Below are 16,883 nucleotides of genomic sequence, written 5' to 3'. Positions count from 1 at the left end.
ATGAGGATGGGAGAAACAACGGAATTTATGCAAAGCCAGATAGTAAAGGATTTTAACCGGGATTTGGAACAATATCACCTCGGGCCGCTTTGGGAAGCGATTCCCGCTATTATGAACCATGAACCGAAACCGCAGGCAGAAGCGTATTTGTGGAAATGGGACCTGATTTATAAAAAATTGATGGAATCTGCTGAAATTTTCACGCCGGAACGCGGAGGCGAACGCCGCGCCATTTATTTCCAAAATCCGGGGCTTACTTATCGTCAGCCTTGGGGTTGGGCTTCCACGACGCAAACATTGTATGCGGCGGCACAATTGATTTTGCCGGGTGAAAAAGCGCCTTCCCACCGCCATTCGCAAGGGGCGCTTCGGTTTATTACAAACGGGGAAGGCGCTTACACCATTGTCGAGGGCGAACGCATTTTTATGGAAGAAGGGGATTTTCTGATTACGCCGGCTGGTCTCTGGCACGGCCACGCACATGTCGGGGATAAGCCGATGATTTGGATGGATGCGCTTGACATACCGGTGATTTATTCGATGGGCGGAACGTTTTTCGAGCCGTACCCGGATCAGCTTCAACAACCGAAAAAGCCGGATAACTTTACGTCAAGGCGCTATCAAGGCGGTATGGTGCGCCCGATTTCCGACCGCTATGCAAGTGTGGCGCCGCTTGCCGATTATAAATGGAGCCAGACGGTCAAAGCAATCGATGGGCTCAGCGCGTTTGAGCCGGATCCGTATGACGGCTATGCGGTTGAATACATCAATCCGTCAACTGGTGAAACGGCAAATGCAACGATTGCTTCGTGGATGCAGAAACTGCCGAAAGGATTCCATACGAAAGCGCACCGCCATACCCATGCGTCAATTTATAACGTCTTCCGCGGTTCCGGCTACAGCATCATTAACGGCGTCCGCTTTGACTGGTCAAAAGGTGATTATTTCGTCATTCCGAATTGGGCATGGCATGAGCATGTGGCATTGGAAGATTCGTTCCTGTTCTCTTGTAGTGACCTACCAATCATGGAAAAATTCAACCTTGAAAAATCACAAGCGCTGGAAGAAAATAACGGCCACCAAACGGTGAAAGGGGAATTCAAACCGGTCCTGGCATAAAAGTGCATTGGAAAATTTGGCACCGCTTCCATGAGATGAAGAAAAAAATCCATGGAAGCGAAGCTGAAAAAATGGATGCCTATCCCGCAGGTTTGGGGCAAGCGGGACAGGGATCCGAACCGAAACTTCCGGAATTGAAAAGCAGGTGAATGGGGTGTTCCTGCTCCGTTGCGGGTCTGTTGATGGAGCAAAGCAACCTAACCTGCCAAACGCAAATACAACATAGCCGGCAACATGTCAAAAAGAGAGGCGGATCTGCCTCTCTTTTTGCAAGAACTATACAAAGTTATGGGTATTGCGGTTTCTGCTTAACTGGTAAATGGCAAACAGGAAGAAACAAAGCGCAAAGGCAATCAGGATCAAAATGTTTAAATACAGGCTGCTGAGCGGATGGCCGGTTTGCAATTTGTCCAAGGTTTCCAATGTCCAGCGCTGCGGCAGAAAATCGGAAACTTTCTGCAGGGCTTTCGGCATGATTTCCACCGGCCAGAAGCAGCCGGAAAGCATGCACGTCGGTACGGCGATTAAGGATTGCAGCGAGTTAAAAGCACTCCGGCTGTTTGACAGCGACACCATCATTAAGGAAATGCCGGTTGAAATCCAGGCAAACAGGAACATGACGGCTGACAGCTGCCAGATGGAAAGATTCATCGTCATATGGAAAACATATTTCATGGCCGCTGTGATCAATGCAATTTGAACCGCCATCACGATCAGGTTGCAAAGTACATTGGACAATACATACTTGCCCGCGCTGACCGGCGAAGACAATAGCCTGAAATACGTGCGGTTTTCTCTTTCGGCAAGAATCAGTTCAGACAAACTGAAGGCAGACATAAGCATAAACAGGATAAGCACGCCCATCGTCTGATAGGTTAAATCACTAGATTGGGAAAGATCCTGCAAATGAATGGTTTTTACTTTATAGGAAGCGTTTTGGAATTCATCATACATCGTTTGAAAAGTCTGTTCGTTTCCTGACGATACTTTGCTGATGGATACGATATGATCGATGTATTGATATAAATAGGATTGCACAAACTTTGTTACTTCTGCTCCTTTAATTGAAGCCATCCGGATATGAGCAGGATTTCCGCTCCTGACACTTGCGGCAAACCCCTTTTCAAAAATGATGGCACAGTCAAGCTTTCCGTCTGCCAACTGGCTTTTCAATTCGGATTGCGGAATAGCGGCCGTTTTGACATTGCCCAGCCCGCTCAGGAAATGGGCCGTGTCAGTGGCGATTTGGCTGTGATCCTTATCCACGATGCCAACGTGAAGGGTTTTTACACCGCTCCCCCCGTATACAAGGAAAGCGATGAAGATACTGATAAAAGGCAACCCGATATAAAGGAGAACATTTCTTTTCTTTCGAAAGGTTTTGCTTAATGTGTTACGGACCAGCCATAAAACGTCTTTCATTACAAACCCTCCCTTTTTTGCAGTGCCGTTACAGAGATGAAAAGAATCAATAGGGCAATGCCAAGATTTGCTGCAGCGACCGGGGTAGCGGCAGATAAAACATTGTTGTAAATGATTTTCGTAATCGCCTGATTGATCCATGTCAACGGCGAAAGGTCCATTACAGCCTGTAATTTGCCGGGGTTTTCAATTTTGAAGTAGGCACCGCCAAAAAATGCCGACAGCTGGATAAAAAGGTTCAAAATCGCTCCTGTGGCGGCAGACTTGCTGAATATACTGACGCCGATGCCGATGCTGACCGAAAGAATAATCTCTGTTAAAAGCACAAGGAATACAAGCGGAAGATGGTTTCCCCAATTCGCTTTGTAAACGACCTTGCTCACAATGATGATAAGTGCTATGCAAGCGGTATAAATGAGAACATCTGCGAAAAGCTTTCCGATAAAAATACTGCTTTTTCTGACCGGGGCGGCAATGAGCCTGTCAGCTGTTTTCCGTGTCCGCTCCACTTGCATAAAAGCGCTCGATCCTAAAGATGCGTACAGGCAAATCATTGTCGTGATCACGATCGCATAATAATCCATCGCGCCGGGCTCTTTATTCGGAAGAAGAGATTCCGTTTGAATGTAATTGTGTTTAATCTTTTCGAAGGCAGCCCCACTTTTTTCCGGCGCAGTTTTCATCACTTCTGCGGCAAGATTGTACTGGTCGGCAAAAGCCGAAAATACGCCTTCTAAAATACTGCCTTTTATGCTGTTTCTTCCATTCGTATATAGCCGGATGCCATGGCCATTTAAAACGGCATATCCATCCGCATTGCCGAGCTTTACTTCTTTCAAGCCGTCCGTGTTTTTGCCGGCCTTTTCAAAATGGATATCCGATTTTTCCGCGTACTGTTGGAATGTATGGAAATAGGGTGCGGCATCTTTATTAAGGTCATTTTTGTACAACACGTGAATCTCGCCGACCGAAACCGTCTTGTCAAACGCATTCGAAAGGGCGGAACCGAGCACAAGCATTAAAACGAGCGGAAAGGCAAGCATAAATATAAGGGTGCGTTTGTTGCGGAATACGGTAATCACTTCTTTTTTTAAGATGTGCAGGATGCTTGACATCGCGTTTTTCCTCCCTAATCCCTTAAATTCCGGCCGGTTAAAGTTAAAAATACCGTTTCAAGGTTCGGTTCTTTTTCCTGCAGGGCCTTAATTTCAATATGCCGGCTGATTAAAAATTCAAGGATCAAATTTAAATTGTTGATGCTTGCATCAGACTGGATCCGAATGATATTTTCTTGGACGGATACCGTTTCAACGCCTTTTATCTTCCTGATTTCCGCGGGATCAACCGGTTCTGTTGTTTTCACTTCAATCCGGACCTCTTTTTTGTCTGTAATGATCGATTTCAATTGTTCCTTTGAGCCTTCTGCGATGATTTTGCCGTGGTCAATGATCGCGATTTTTGTGCAGATTTCTTCCACTTCTTCCATGTAATGACTCGTATAAATGATGGTGCAGCCCATTTCATTCAGTTTGCGCACGGAATTCAAAATATAATTGCGCGACTGCGGATCAATCCCGACTGTCGGTTCATCCATGATGATCAGTTTCGGCTGATGGGCGATCGCGCATGCAATATTGAGGCGCCTCTTCATCCCGCCGGAAAACTTGTCCGGTGTGCTTTTATGGTGGTCCCCAAGGCCGACAAAAGCGAGTGCTTCCCTTGTTTTTGCATCCAGTTCACTGCCGCGCAGACCGTAGAGCCCGGCGAAAAACCGGACATTTTCAAAAGCGGTTAAATCTTCGTAAATGGCAAGATCTTGCGGGACAATGCCGAGATTCATTTTCGCAAACCGTTTGTTTTTCATGATGTTTTTTCCGAGGATTTCAATGGTCCCGTCATTGCTTCTTAACAAGCCGGCAATCATGTTGATCGTCGTGCTTTTGCCGGCGCCGTTTGCCCCGAGAAAACCGAAAATTTCCCCTTTCTTTACTTGCAGTGAGATACGGTCAACCGCAATAAAGTCGTCGAATTTTTTTGTCAAATTTCGGATTTCCAGTACGTTCATGGTTTCTTTCCCCCTGACTTCCGTTGTATCTTTAGTATAAAAAAAGGAACGATTCCTGGTAAGTGGGATCGTTCATGACTTTCATATGAAAAAATTCATATTTTGCAGGTGAGGCTGTTCACGGCTCAATGGGAAGTAGGGTGGTCACGGAAAAACCGTGCGAACCGTCGGTGATGACATGGCCTCTAAGTGTGGCTGCTCGTTCTTCCATGCCGGTAATGCCAAGCCCTTTTTTAACTTTAGCGGCACCTTTGCCATTGTCTTTTACTTCTGCTTTGATGATTTTATTGAGGACTTGAATGTTGACGGTAATCTGTGATGCATCGGCATATTTGCGCGCATTGGTCAACGCTTCTTTCACATTTTCATGAATGATTTTCCATTGTACATGGGTAATGCAGTCGAGATTGCCACTGTAAGTGAGCATCGTTTCAAGTTCATATCTTGCGGAAAACGTATCTAAAGCAAGCTGCAGCCGGTGAATGCCGACTTGTTCAACGGGTGGTTTCATTTGTTTCAGCGTCAGCCGGATGCTTTCAATTCCTTCTTTTGTAATGGTGATTGCGTTTTGCAGTAACGCTCGTGCGCGGGTGGGGTCTTTTTCCAGAAGGCTTTTTGCCGCTTCCATCTGGATGAGTGCGCCAGTCATCACGTGGCCGATATTGTCATGAATTTCCTGCGAAATCCGGTTCCGTTCTTCCAGCCGGTAGGTGTATTCGGATTGGCGGATGAATTCCTCGTTTTCATTCAGGCGGCGCGTGAGTCTCTGGACTGAAGCGCGCAGCCGGTCAAGCTGCTGTTCTTTCTTTTCCAGCCGGTCTGCATACGTAACGGCCGTATCCCAAATGATCCAGCTAAAGGCTGACGAGAAAACGTACTGGCCGGCTGTCCCGGTTTTTAAATAAAAAAGGGGTACAAGCAGGATGAGTGCCTGTATCGATCTTGGCACGGGCCACTTTGCGGCGAGCTCCAAAACGGATAGCGGCGCGAAGATGACAAACAGGGGAGCTACATATAAAGCGCCGAAACCGGCAATGCCAATGGAGCAGGCCGCAAAAAAAGCAGGCAATGCCTTTCTATTCCAAATGTACATCGCGATATTTGCAATAAAATAGAGAAGAAGCAGGAATACAGCGGGAGCAAGAGACAAATCTTCCTGAATAGCCATAAAAGCGGCCCAGCCAATGAGTGCCAGTTTTGCCGCAATCAGCCGGGATTCCATGTTTCGTTCCCTTTCCCTGTAAGATAATAAACGGCAATTTGGGTGCGGTGCTCAAGCCCTGTTTTGCCAAAAATTGAGGTGATGTAATTTGCGACTGTCCCTTCTGAAATGTATAAGGTTTTGGCAATTTCCTTATTGGAAAAGCCTTTTGCAATCAGGGACATGATTTCACGCTCTCTTTCCGTGAACTTTTTCAGGTCTATTTTCGGTTCCGGTTCTCTGCCACTTAAATTGGATTTAATTTTATCGAGAACCGCATCCTGGAAAATGCTGTTGCCGTTATAGACACTTTTGATTGCGTCACGGATTTTTTCGGGATCATTATTTTTCAACAAGTAGCCTCTTGCCCCGTTTCTTAATGCATCGACAATATATTCGTCATCGTCAAAGGTGGTCAGGATCATAGGTTTGGCAGATGTTTGGGCTGCAATGATTTTCGCAGCTTCAACGCCGTTCATCTCCGGCATCCGCACATCCAAAAGGGCAATGTCAACCGACTGATTCCGGCAATATGCTGCCGCTTCCTTGCCGTTTCCGACCGTTGCCATGACTTCAAACTCTTCATATGACGATAAAATGATTTTTAACCCCTCGCGTATAAAAGAGTTGTCATCGGCAATCACAATTTTAATTTTCTCCATCCTCTTTCCCCTCCGGCTCCGCCTTTTCTTCTTTTCATTATAGCTGAATTGTACCTGGCATACATTCTGTTTTTTATCTTTCCATTTTGTTCTTTCTGCTTTATGGGAGCATTCTTTGCGATGCGGGCGTGTGGATTGGATTGATTGGAACAGAAAGAAAAAAAGGGTATGATAGATAGTATGGTACGGAATTTTTGGAATTTGCAGCAAAGGGGTTTGTGCAGAAATGAAATACATCGAGCAAGGGACAAGGGAATTCCGCCTGGCAAATCTTGCGCTATTTGCCGGGGGGTTCAATACGTTTGCGATTCTTTGGGGGATGCAGCCGCTTTTGCCGGATATTGCGGAGCAGTTTCACCTGTCACCGACAATGTCGAGTTTGAGCCTGTCTTCTACCACCGTGACGCTCTCGGTGAGCATGCTGATTGCCGGATCGTTGTCGGAAGTGTTCGGGCGAAAATCCGTGATGTCTTTTTCGTTGATTGCTTCGTCTGCTCTTTGCATCTTGACCGCTTTTGCCCCGACTTATCATTTGCTGATTCTCTGTCGGGTACTGCAGGGCCTTGTGCTTGCCGGGTTGCCGGCTGTTGCCATGGCCTATTTGGGAGAAGAGATTTTGCCGTCAAGCCTCGGACTTGCGATGGGGTTATATATCAGCGGAAATTCGATCGGGGGCATGGCAGGACGGATCATCTGCGGGACTTTGACCGATTTTTTCAATTGGCATGTGGCGCTGGCGTCGATCGGGGTGATCAGCCTGCTCGCAAGCATCCTGTTTTGGGTCGTGCTGCCGCCGTCTTCCCACTTTACTGCCCGGAAATTGGAGATTGGGAAACTGACAGGGAGCCTCGTCCGCCAGCTTGTGGAACCGGGTCTGATTTATTTGTTTTTGATTGGATTTTTATTAATGGGGAGTTTTGTTTCGCTGTATAATTATATCGGATTCCAGCTGATTGCGCCGCCGTATTCGCTGAGCCAGACGGTCGTCGGCTTCATTTTCATCGTCTACCTTGTCGGTACATTCAGCTCGGCATGGATGGGGATGCTTGCGGACCGGCACGGCAGGCGGAAAATTTTACAGCTTTCACTCCTTATTGTGCTACTCGGGGCCTCGATTACGCTTGTTCCGTCTTTATGGCTGAAAATTTTCGGCATTGCTGTGTTTACATTCGGCTTTTTTGCCGGCCATTCGATCGCAAGCGGCTGGGTTGGCCGCCTTTCCTCCCATGATAAAGCGCAGGCGTCCGGATTGTATTTATTCTTTTATTATATCGGCTCGAGCATCGGCGGGACGATCGGGGGCGTGTTTTACAGCCGGGTCGGATGGAACGGGGTTGTGCTGATGATCGCTGTGCTCACGGTGCTGGCCATCGTGTTTTCAATCCGGCTGGCCGTGATTGCAAAAAGAAAATGGCTTGTTTCCACACGGCATGCTTCCAACTAATTTTGTGACAGGAGGGGACATATGTTACGCCGCTTTTTTTCCTATTATTTACCGCATAAAAAGCTGTTTATCCTTGATTTTACGAGCGCGGTGATTGTAGCTGTTTTTGAACTGGCCTTTCCGCTTTGTGTCCAGTGGTTTATTGACAGCCTGCTGCCAAGCGGAAAATGGGCAACGATTACGAGCGTCAGCATTGCTCTGTTGGTCCTCTATTTGATTAGTACGTATTTGCAGTACATCGTCACCTACTGGGGACACCAGCTCGGCATCAATATTGAAACGGATATGCGCAAAGAATTGTTTGTACACGTGCAGCGGCAGTCTTTTTCATTTTTTGATAATGTGAAAACCGGCCACGTCATGAGCCGGATCACAAACGATCTTTTTGACATCGGCGAACTTGCCCATCACGGCCCGGAAGATGCTTTTATTGCCGTGATGACGTTTTTCGGCGCGTTTTGCATTATGTTTACGGTCAATGCCAAACTGGCTTTCGTCACCCTCATTATTGTGCCGTTTTTGGTCTGGATCATCACGTATTGCAATATGAAAATGAACGAGGCATGGGGCAAGATGTATGGCGAGATTGCCGAAGTGAATGCGCGTGTCGAGGATAGTGTTGCAGGGGTCCGCGTCGTCCAGTCATTCACGAATGAAAATTATGAAATCACGCAGTTCCAGAAAAATAACAAACGGTTCCGAAAGGCGAAATTGCTTGCGTATAAAACGATGGCGCTGACCAATTCCAGCACGTATATGATGAGCCGGCTGATCGTCCTTGTCGTCCTTGTATACGGGGCATGGCTGGTATACAGCGGGGAATTGAAATACGGCGAGCTGGTCGGTTTTGTGCTGTATGTGAACGTGCTGTTCAAGCCGATTGATAAAATCAGTGCGATCATGGAGCTGTATCCGAAAGGGATGGCCGGTTTTAAACGGTTTACGGAATTACTGGACCGCACGCCGGATGTCCGGGACAGAGAAAATGCGGTCGAGGTTCCGGCGTTAAACGGCAACATCGCGTTCAACAATGTCAGCTTCGCTTATCCGGGCGGCCAGCCTGTGTTAAAGGGGCTGAATCTCAAAATTCGTGCCGGGGAGACGGTTGCATTTGTTGGGCCTTCTGGTGCAGGGAAAACGACCATTTGCTCCCTGATCCCACGCTTTTACGATGTGGAAAGCGGCAGCATTACCATTGACGGAATGGATATCCGCAATATGACGAAAAAATCGCTCCGCTCGCAGATTGGAATTGTCCAGCAGGATGTCTTCCTTTTTGCCGGCACCATCCGCGAAAACATTGCGTATGGAAAATTGGATGCTACAGATGAAGAAATTGAAGAAGCAGCCCGGCGCGCCCATTTGGAAGAGGTCATCCGTGCGCTGCCTGACGGGTTTGATACGCAAATCGGCGAACGCGGCCTTAAGCTTTCCGGCGGGCAAAAGCAGCGGCTGGCGATTGCGCGCATGTTTTTGAAAAATCCGCCCATCTTAATCCTGGATGAGGCGACGTCTGCCCTTGATACGGAAACCGAAAGGCAAATCCAAGCGGCATTGGATGAACTGGCAAAAGACCGGACAACGCTTGTCATTGCGCACAGGCTGGCGACGATTCGCAATGCTGACCGGATTGTTGTCGTCACCAAGGATGGAATTGCCGAACAAGGGCGCCATGATGAGCTCCTTACCCGCGGGGGGATTTTTGCAAAACTGCACGAGGCCCAGTACCAATAGTAGATCCGGGCCTGCCTTTTGGTACGGAGTGGTTTTAAAAAATGTTGGTCCCCGCCTGCTGGCATGGTTTATTCCGTGTATATGGCGGGGTTTTTAAAAGAAAAAAACGCAGGCTGTCCGCTGCGCAAAATGGAAGCTTCTTATCGGGCTTTTTTTAAGTGGCGGATATCCGTCTTGACATTTATTAAGTCTTCGAACAAGACATCCATTTTATCATCCAGCCTGGCATAATAGTTGTCGAGGTTGTCCAAATCTTTTTTCATGCCCGCGATATCCTGCTTTACTTCTGCCATTTCGCTTTTCAGCTCGGCAACATCTTGTTTTAGCACTGCAACATCTTGCTTCAGCTCGGCAACATCTTGTTTTAGCACTGCGACATCCTGTTTCAAACCTGCAACATCCTGCTTTACTTCTGCCATTTCGCTTTTCAGGGAAGCAACATCCTGTTTTAGCACTGTAACATCTTGCTTCAGCTCGGCAACATCCTCTTTCAGTCCGGCGATGTCTGCTTTCATTTCTTTCATCTCTGCCTTCATTGAAAGGACTTCGCCGGACAGTTCTTTGATGGCCGTAAGCAGCATTTCGTTTGTGACTTCTGCCATTTTTCCACCTCCTTTGTCGAATATATGCTCATTCTAAGGGATGATGTCCTTTCCTGCAACTGGCGAAAAGCGAAAAATGGGGCTCTCTATTTCGTGAATTGGGGGCGGATAAATGAAAAATCGGTTCTCTGCCAGCCCAAAAATTTTATTTTTAACAAAATGGCGGCCCGCAAACGAACGAATATTAACCTGCAGCAAGAGGAAAATGTTCGTGTTTTCTATTGACTTCTTTTCACTTTCCCGTTACAATCAATCTTGTCAATTCAATATGCAATACCATCGTATATATTCAGGGATATGGCCTGAACGTTTCTACCAAGCTGCCGTAAATAGCTTGACTACGAGGTAATGAGATAGAGTCAGAGGGCGTTTGTATAAAATTAGCAACCTTTGCCCCTCCTCATTCCTTAAGTCTGGCGTTTCGGGCGTTTACGTTCGGAACGTTTTTCTGTTATGGCGAATTTGGAAATTCCATAGGAGGGATAAGGCAAAATGAAGAACTATTTTGAGTTTGGAAAAATGGGGACAAGTTACCGCCAAGAATTTATTGGGGGACTGACAACCTTTTTGGCTATGGCCTATATTTTAGCCGTAAACCCGCTGACATTATCGCTTGCCAGCGTAAAGGGGCTTCCGGCTTCCATGCATATGGACCAGGGGGCTGTATTTGTGGCCACCGCCATTGCTTCCGCGATCGGTTCGATTGTGATGGGCCTTTTTGGGAAATATCCACTCGCGCTTGCGCCCGGTATGGGATTGAATGCCTTTTTTGCTTATACGGTCGTCCTGAGCTATAAAATTCCTTGGCAGCACGCACTTGCCGCTGTCTTTATTTCCGGTGTTTTCTTCTTTTTACTTACACTGACGGGCATCCGCGAAAAATTGATCAACGCCATTCCGATCCAGTTAAAACACGCGATCGGCGCAGGCATCGGCCTGTTCATCACATTTATCGGGCTGAAAGATGCCGGCATTATTGTCGGGGATGATGCAACGTTTGTCGCCTTGGGGGATTTGTCAAAAGGGCCTGTTCTGCTTTCCATTTTCGGGCTTGTGGTCACCGTTATTCTGATGACAAGAGGGATAAAAGGTTCCGTTTTTTACGGCATTATTCTTACAAGTATTGTCGGGATGATTTTTGGATTGTTGAAGGTGCCGCATCAAGTTGTCAGTTCGGTTCCAAGTTTAAGTCCGACGTTCGGCGCGCTGTTCAGTTCATTCGGGGACTCCTCTTTCTGGTCGGCGCAAATGATTGGTGCTATTTTAACGTTTTTCTTTGTCGACTTTTTTGATAATGCCGGAACGCTTGTGGCGGTTGCAAACCAGGCAGGGCTCATGAAAGACAACAAACTGCCGAATGCAGGACGGGCACTTGTGTCAGATTCCATTGCGACCATTATTGGGGCTGTGCTCGGGACTTCGACGACAACTTCCTTTGTCGAGTCTTCGTCAGGGGTTGCCGCAGGGGCAAGAACCGGTTTTGCTTCTCTTGTTACGGCCTGTTTCTTTATTTTATCGATCTTTTTCTTCCCGCTTTTATCAGTCATTACTACCAACGTCACAGCACCGGCGCTCATCATTGTCGGCGTGCTGATGGTATCGAACTTGCGTCATATTGAATGGGATAAATTCGAAATTGCCGTACCGGCTTTCCTTACATTGATTGCCATGCCGCTCACTTATAGCATCGCAACCGGGATTGCCATTGGTTTCATCTTTTATCCGATTACGATGATTGTAAAAGGAAGAATCAAAGAAATCCATCCGGTCATGTATTTCTTCTTTGTCGTCTTCTTACTGTATTTTATTTTCTTAAAATAGTGCCCAAAAAACTTGCAGAGCGCGCTCTGCAAGTTTTTTTATGGCGCTTGAAATTGAAAAACCGGCGCATTTCATTTAAACTAATCATATTGTACTATAGCCGAGGGGGATTGAAATGGAAGCTTTTATCGTTAAAAAAGTTTTAAACAATAATGTACTTGTTGCCTCCCACCCCCGCTATGAAGAAACGGTGTTGATTGGAAAGGGGATTGGTTTTAACCGAAAAAAAGGGGAGCCCATCCCGCAGGCATCCGCTGAAAAAATGTTTGTGCTGAAAAACGAAACAGAACAGGAACAGTATATGAAGCTGATTCCTTCTATTGATAATCAAACCCTTGAAGTGGTCATTTCGGCCATTGAGATGATCCGCAGCCGGGCGGATTCTCCTTTAAATGAACATATCCATGTTGCCTTGACAGACCATATTGCTTTTGCGATCGACCGGATCCGGAAAGGGCTGGCTGTCAAAAATCCGTTCGTTGCCGAAACGAAAATTCTCTATCCGCGCGAATACGAAATTGCCTGCGAAGTAGTGGATTATATCAATGAAGCAACGGACGTCTATTTGCCGGAAGGGGAAGCCGGGTTTATTGCCTTGCACATCCACAGTGCCGTAACGGATAAGCAACTTTCCGAATTAAGCCGGCATTCCCATCTGATCGGGCAGCTCATTTCCACGGTTGAGCATGAATTTAAAATGACTTTTGACAAAGACAGTATTCATTACATGCGCCTTGTCCGCCATTTGCGCTATACGATTGACCGCGTGCTGACGGGGGAAAAAGTGGAGGAGCCCGAGAAATTGAATCATTTTCTGCAACAGGAATACCCGCGGTGTTATAATCTGTCGTGGAAATTGATCAAAATCATGCAGCAAGCATTGCAAAAACCGGTGTACGAGGCAGAAGCCGTTTACCTGACGATGCATCTGCAGCGGATTCAAACCAAATTGGAATCATGAAACGCCATCCTGATTGCGGGCATACATGGCATGCGTGATGAAAGGCTGATACATGCCAAAACACCGTAATTTTTCATGCCGGGATGTAGAATGCTTTTTTAATTTTTTTCTTGAAACAGGAAACCTGTGGTGCTATAATTTGTCGTGGAAATTGTGAATGATGCAGCAAACAGTAAAAAACCGGTATACGATGCAGAAAGCCGTTTTTCTGGCAGCATGCGTCTGAAACGGGTTCCATAAAAAAATAATCAATAGTTATCATAACGTGTTACTGATTCGATCAGGCATGAGTGAAAAAGATGCCGGGAGTGGCAGCCGCCACAGTCTTCCCGCTTTTTCCTCATGCCTTTTTATTTTCCTGGGGAATTGCTGCACGTCTGTTTCCGGAAACCATCATGATTTGAGGAGGATTTTGCATGGCAAAGAAAGATTACTCACAGCTTGCCCGCGATATTGTGGCAAATGTCGGAGGGCCTGATAATGTAAAGTCGCTTGTGCACTGTGCCACCCGTTTGCGCTTCCGGTTAAAAGATACAGGCAAGGCAAACAAAGAAGTGCTGGAAGGCTTACCAAATGTACTGACGGCGGTGAATGCAGGCGGACAGTACCAAGTCGTGATCGGGGATGAAGTCGTTCCTGTTTATAACGCCATTATGGACCAGTATCATTTTACGGCTTCCGATGCGGGGGCTGAAAACGACGCGGCTGCAGAAGAAAGCGAAGAAAAAGGCAATATTTTCGACCGCTTTGTGGCAGTGCTTTCCGGTATTTTTACGCCGTTTATCTCCGTCCTGGCTGGTGCTGGCGTTTTAAAAGGCGTTGCCATCCTTTTGGCAAACACCCATATCGTGTCTGAATCATCCGTCTGGTACAGCATCCTGGACGCGCTTGCAACCGGTGTGTTTACATTGCTGCCGATCTTTATTGCGATTACGGCGGCGGATAAGTTTAACACAAACCGGTTTATCTCTGTTGCTCTTGCTGCAGCGATGATTTACCCGCTGACAGACAGCACGATTCCAAAAATCGGCCACATTGCCGGGTACGCCATCAACTTTAAACAGTACGGCGGTGCAGTGATCCCGACCATTTTGGCCATTTGGATGATGAGTTATATTGAAAGATGGTTTAAAAAACATTTACCGGCTGTTGCCCAGCTTGTATTTGTGCCGTTTTTCACATTGCTTGTTGCCGGCGCCCTCACTTTTATCGTCATCGGCCCATTAGGCAATGCGATCGGCATGGGACTTGCTTACGGCTATCAATACTTGTACAGCTTAAGTCCTGCTGTTGCCGGATTTATTCTGGCCGGGTTATTCCAGGTGTTTGTCGTCTTTGGGCTGCACTGGGGGATTTTGCCGATCTCACTGATTAACATTCAAAACTATGGTTATGATACGCTGCTTTCGATGATGTTTGTTGCCGTCTTCGGACAGTTCGGGGCAGTGACAGGTGCGATTTTTAAAGCAAAAAAATCGAAAAACAGGGAAATCGCCGTTTCCGCTGCAATCAGTAACTTCTTCGGCATTACAGAGCCGGCGATATACGGCATCAACTTGAAATACAAAAAAGGTTTTATTTTCGGTTTGGCCGGCAGTGCGATCGGCGGCGCTATTGCTGGTTTTGCCGGTGTAAAAGCTTTTCAGTACACGCCGATTATGAATTTCTTTGAACTTCCGCTGTTTATCGGCAAAGGTTCAAGCGTTGCCATGGAAGCTGTTGCGGGTGTTGCCGCATGGGCGATTGCGTTCGTACTTGTATTGATCTTCGGTTTTAATGAAGAAAACAATGAAAAAATGCTCGCAAACGTACAAATGGGCAAGAAAAGCCTGACGGAAAAGAAAACGGCAGCTGTGGAAAGCAAAATGGAAGCGGAACAAAAAGAACTGCCAAAAGTGGATACAGCCGGCATGGAGCTGAACGAAATTGTCTACAATCCGGTAAAAGGCCGCGTTGTTCCGTTAACCTCTGTAAATGATCCGGTCTTCAGCTCGGAAGCGATGGGAAAAGGGGTTGGCGTTGTGCCGGAAGAAGGAAAAGTGGTCGCTCCATTTGACGGACAAGTATCTGTTGCTTTTCCGACCGGCCATGCATACGGCTTGCAATCCGACCGCGGGGCAGAAGTATTGATCCACGTCGGCATTGATACCGTCAACTTAAACGGGGAACATTTCCATTCCAATGTAAAAGCCGGGGACCGCATCAGGAAGGGTGATGTACTCGGCACCTTTGACCCGGAAAAAATAAAAGAAGCCGGCTATGACACGACAACGATGGTGATCGTAACCAACACGATGGCATATGATGCAGTTGAACAAGCCGCAGTCGACGAAACCTATGCGGACGAAGCTTTGCTGAATCTGTATAAAAAACAGGAAACAGCTGTGAAAACAAACTAATTTTACGGGCAACAGGCTGCCCCTTTTTTAAACAAGAAATCCGCCGGGAAAATCATTTTTCCCGGCGGATTTTCCATTTCCGTCATGTTTTTTCCGAAACAGCGTTTCTTTTAAGAAACCGGCGGAAATGCCGGCTCCTTCTCCGGCCGCCACGGATTCCGCCTGAGAAGCGGGCTGCCTTGTTCTTTCTTTTACTGCGTGCGGCTGAGCCAATGTTTTCCTTCTACGAGCCGGGAAACGAGCATGGCGCTTACCGTGTTTCCGGTTGAGTTTAAAAGTGTGGCCGGGACATCAATAATCGTACTGATTACTGCAATAATCGGCAGCGACTCCGGCGGGAATCCAAAAACGCTTAAAATCAGCATCTCCCCGATCATACCGCCGCTCGGGATCGCCCCCATTACCGCGCCAACAAGAAATGCAACGGCAATGACTGCCAGCATATGGGGCAGGCTTGTCAAATCTTTTCCGAACAAGGTGAACAAAAAAACGATTTTCAGCACGCCGCCAAACACAGAGCCGTCCTTATGCGTGTTCGCACCTAAAGGAATCACTGTTTCTGCGATGTCGGAAGGCACATGCATTTTTTGAACGGTTTCCAAATTAATCGGAATGCAGGCAGCACTTGAACAGGTCGCAATGGCCGTAACAGAAGGGGGGACCGCATTTTTCCAAAACACTTTGATGCCCTCCTTCCCCCCTGCCATAAAGGCATATAAGGTAAAAAAGCCGAAAAAATAAATGACCGTTAAGATCAGGTATAAACCAAACGAACGTGCATATCCTTCCAAAATTTGCGGGCCGAGTGTGCCGATAATGGAAGCGAAGTAACACCCGAGCCCGATTGGCGCATAATACATGATGATTTTAACAAATTTCATCATGACGGCTGTTCCTGATGCCAAAAAAGCAGCAACCGGCTTTCCTTTCTCCCCGGCCAATGTGGTAGCCAGGCCGAACAGAACAGAAAAAACAATCAGTTGAAGCATATTCGTTTTGGTAAATAAATTTGGAAAATCAGGCACTGTGAACGTTTGAACAAGTTGTTCGAGAAAAGACGGATGAGTACTATTTTGCCGGCTGCCGTCAGCTTTTGCCATCATTTGTTCTATGGCGGTTGTATCTGTATGCGCAAGCGGCTTGATGATGAAAGTGCCGCCAAAACCAATGATGGCTGCCAAGAGGGAAGTGCCAAGAAATACAAGAATGATGCTTCCTAAAATTTTGCCCAAACGGCCAAGACCGGCCATATTTGCGATGGCAGAAGAAATGCTGAAAAAGACAAGCGGAATAATAACCGTAAACATTAAATTTAAAAATAAATCCCCGAATGGCTTTACAACTTCTGCTTTTGAGCCTGCAACCACGCCCGCAATGCCGCCAATGATGATGGCAGCCAACAATATGGCAGTGGATTTGTAATTGCGAAAAAATGTTTTCAAAATCAACCTCT

General features: G+C 46.9%; 13 protein-coding genes and 1 riboswitch. Of the genes, 6 read left to right on the top strand and 7 right to left on the bottom strand.

Translation table 11 applies throughout. From position 1 onward, the window contains the following. Positions 1–6 precede the first annotated feature (6 nt). On the top strand, positions 7–1,119 hold the full coding sequence (locus OF158_RS15905) for a cupin domain-containing protein (RefSeq protein WP_035183297.1): 1,113 nt from the start codon (positions 7–9) through the stop codon (positions 1,117–1,119). Between the two features lie 276 nt (positions 1,120–1,395). Here the strand turns inward: OF158_RS15905 and OF158_RS15900 are convergent, their stop codons facing one another. The 5 genes from OF158_RS15900 to OF158_RS15880 form a co-directional block, all read right to left on the bottom strand. Next, positions 1,396–2,541 carry an ABC transporter permease gene (locus tag OF158_RS15900; protein WP_035183299.1) on the bottom strand — a complete coding sequence of 382 codons (1,146 nt, stop codon included), beginning with the start codon at positions 2,539–2,541 and terminating at the stop codon, positions 1,396–1,398. Then, complete coding sequence (locus OF158_RS15895; protein ID WP_043052466.1) at positions 2,541–3,656, bottom strand: ABC transporter permease; 1,116 nt, start codon at positions 3,654–3,656, stop codon at positions 2,541–2,543. The genes OF158_RS15900 and OF158_RS15895 overlap by 1 nt, the downstream gene beginning before the upstream one ends. 14 nt (positions 3,657–3,670) lie before the next feature. Further along, positions 3,671–4,606 carry an ABC transporter ATP-binding protein gene (locus tag OF158_RS15890; protein ID WP_035183301.1) on the bottom strand — a complete coding sequence of 312 codons (936 nt, stop codon included), beginning with the start codon at positions 4,604–4,606 and terminating at the stop codon, positions 3,671–3,673. 118 nt (positions 4,607–4,724) lie between these two features. After that, positions 4,725–5,828: a sensor histidine kinase gene (locus OF158_RS15885; protein WP_035183302.1), complete on the bottom strand. Its 1,104-nt coding sequence runs from the start codon at positions 5,826–5,828 to the stop codon at positions 4,725–4,727. Then, entirely contained in the window at positions 5,813–6,469 is a 657-nt protein-coding gene (locus tag OF158_RS15880) for a response regulator (protein ID WP_035183320.1), read from the bottom strand. The genes OF158_RS15885 and OF158_RS15880 overlap by 16 nt, the downstream gene beginning before the upstream one ends. 226 nt (positions 6,470–6,695) lie before the next feature. Between OF158_RS15880 and OF158_RS15875 the strand changes: the two genes are divergently transcribed. Together OF158_RS15875 and OF158_RS15870 are read left to right on the top strand one after the other, a co-directional pair. After that, positions 6,696–7,913, top strand: coding sequence for an MFS transporter (locus OF158_RS15875; RefSeq protein ID WP_035183304.1), 1,218 nt, complete (start codon positions 6,696–6,698; stop codon positions 7,911–7,913). A 21-nt stretch (positions 7,914–7,934) separates the two neighbouring features. Further along, entirely contained in the window at positions 7,935–9,647 is a 1,713-nt protein-coding gene (locus tag OF158_RS15870; protein WP_035183306.1) for an ABC transporter ATP-binding protein, read from the top strand. Positions 9,648–9,787: 140 nt separating this feature from the next. On the opposite strand, the gene OF158_RS15865 is transcribed toward OF158_RS15870, so the two are convergent. Next, positions 9,788–10,249 (bottom strand): hypothetical protein, encoded by a 462-nt coding sequence (locus OF158_RS15865; RefSeq protein WP_035183308.1) that lies wholly within the window; start codon positions 10,247–10,249, stop codon positions 9,788–9,790. Between the two features lie 259 nt (positions 10,250–10,508). Next, positions 10,509–10,610: riboswitch (purine riboswitch) on the top strand. Positions 10,611–10,741: 131 nt separating this feature from the next. Here OF158_RS15865 and OF158_RS15860 point away from each other — a divergent pair. From OF158_RS15860 to OF158_RS15850, 3 genes are all read left to right on the top strand, one after another. Beyond that, on the top strand, positions 10,742–12,070 hold the full coding sequence (locus OF158_RS15860; protein ID WP_026684243.1) for an NCS2 family permease: 1,329 nt from the start codon (positions 10,742–10,744) through the stop codon (positions 12,068–12,070). A 115-nt stretch (positions 12,071–12,185) separates the two neighbouring features. Further along, complete coding sequence (locus OF158_RS15855) at positions 12,186–13,031, top strand: glucose PTS transporter transcription antiterminator GlcT (RefSeq protein ID WP_035183309.1); 846 nt, start codon at positions 12,186–12,188, stop codon at positions 13,029–13,031. Positions 13,032–13,447: 416 nt separating this feature from the next. Continuing rightward, a complete protein-coding gene (locus OF158_RS15850; RefSeq protein ID WP_035183312.1) occupies positions 13,448–15,430 on the top strand; it encodes a beta-glucoside-specific PTS transporter subunit IIABC in 1,983 nt (660 codons plus the stop codon). 191 nt (positions 15,431–15,621) lie between these two features. Here OF158_RS15850 and OF158_RS15845 read toward each other — a convergent pair whose 3' ends face one another. Continuing rightward, the gene (locus tag OF158_RS15845; RefSeq protein WP_035183314.1) at positions 15,622–16,872 is read right to left on the bottom strand and encodes a dicarboxylate/amino acid:cation symporter; all 1,251 of its coding nucleotides are present in this window, start codon (positions 16,870–16,872) and stop codon (positions 15,622–15,624) included. Positions 16,873–16,883 lie beyond the last annotated feature (11 nt).

It is taken from the genome of Weizmannia sp. WK01 (assembly GCF_025905465.1).
GTDB lineage: Bacteria > Bacillota > Bacilli > Bacillales > Bacillaceae_C > Weizmannia > Weizmannia faecalis.
Note: the sequence above shows the minus strand (reverse complement) of the source record. Positions and strands in the feature narration are given on the sequence as shown.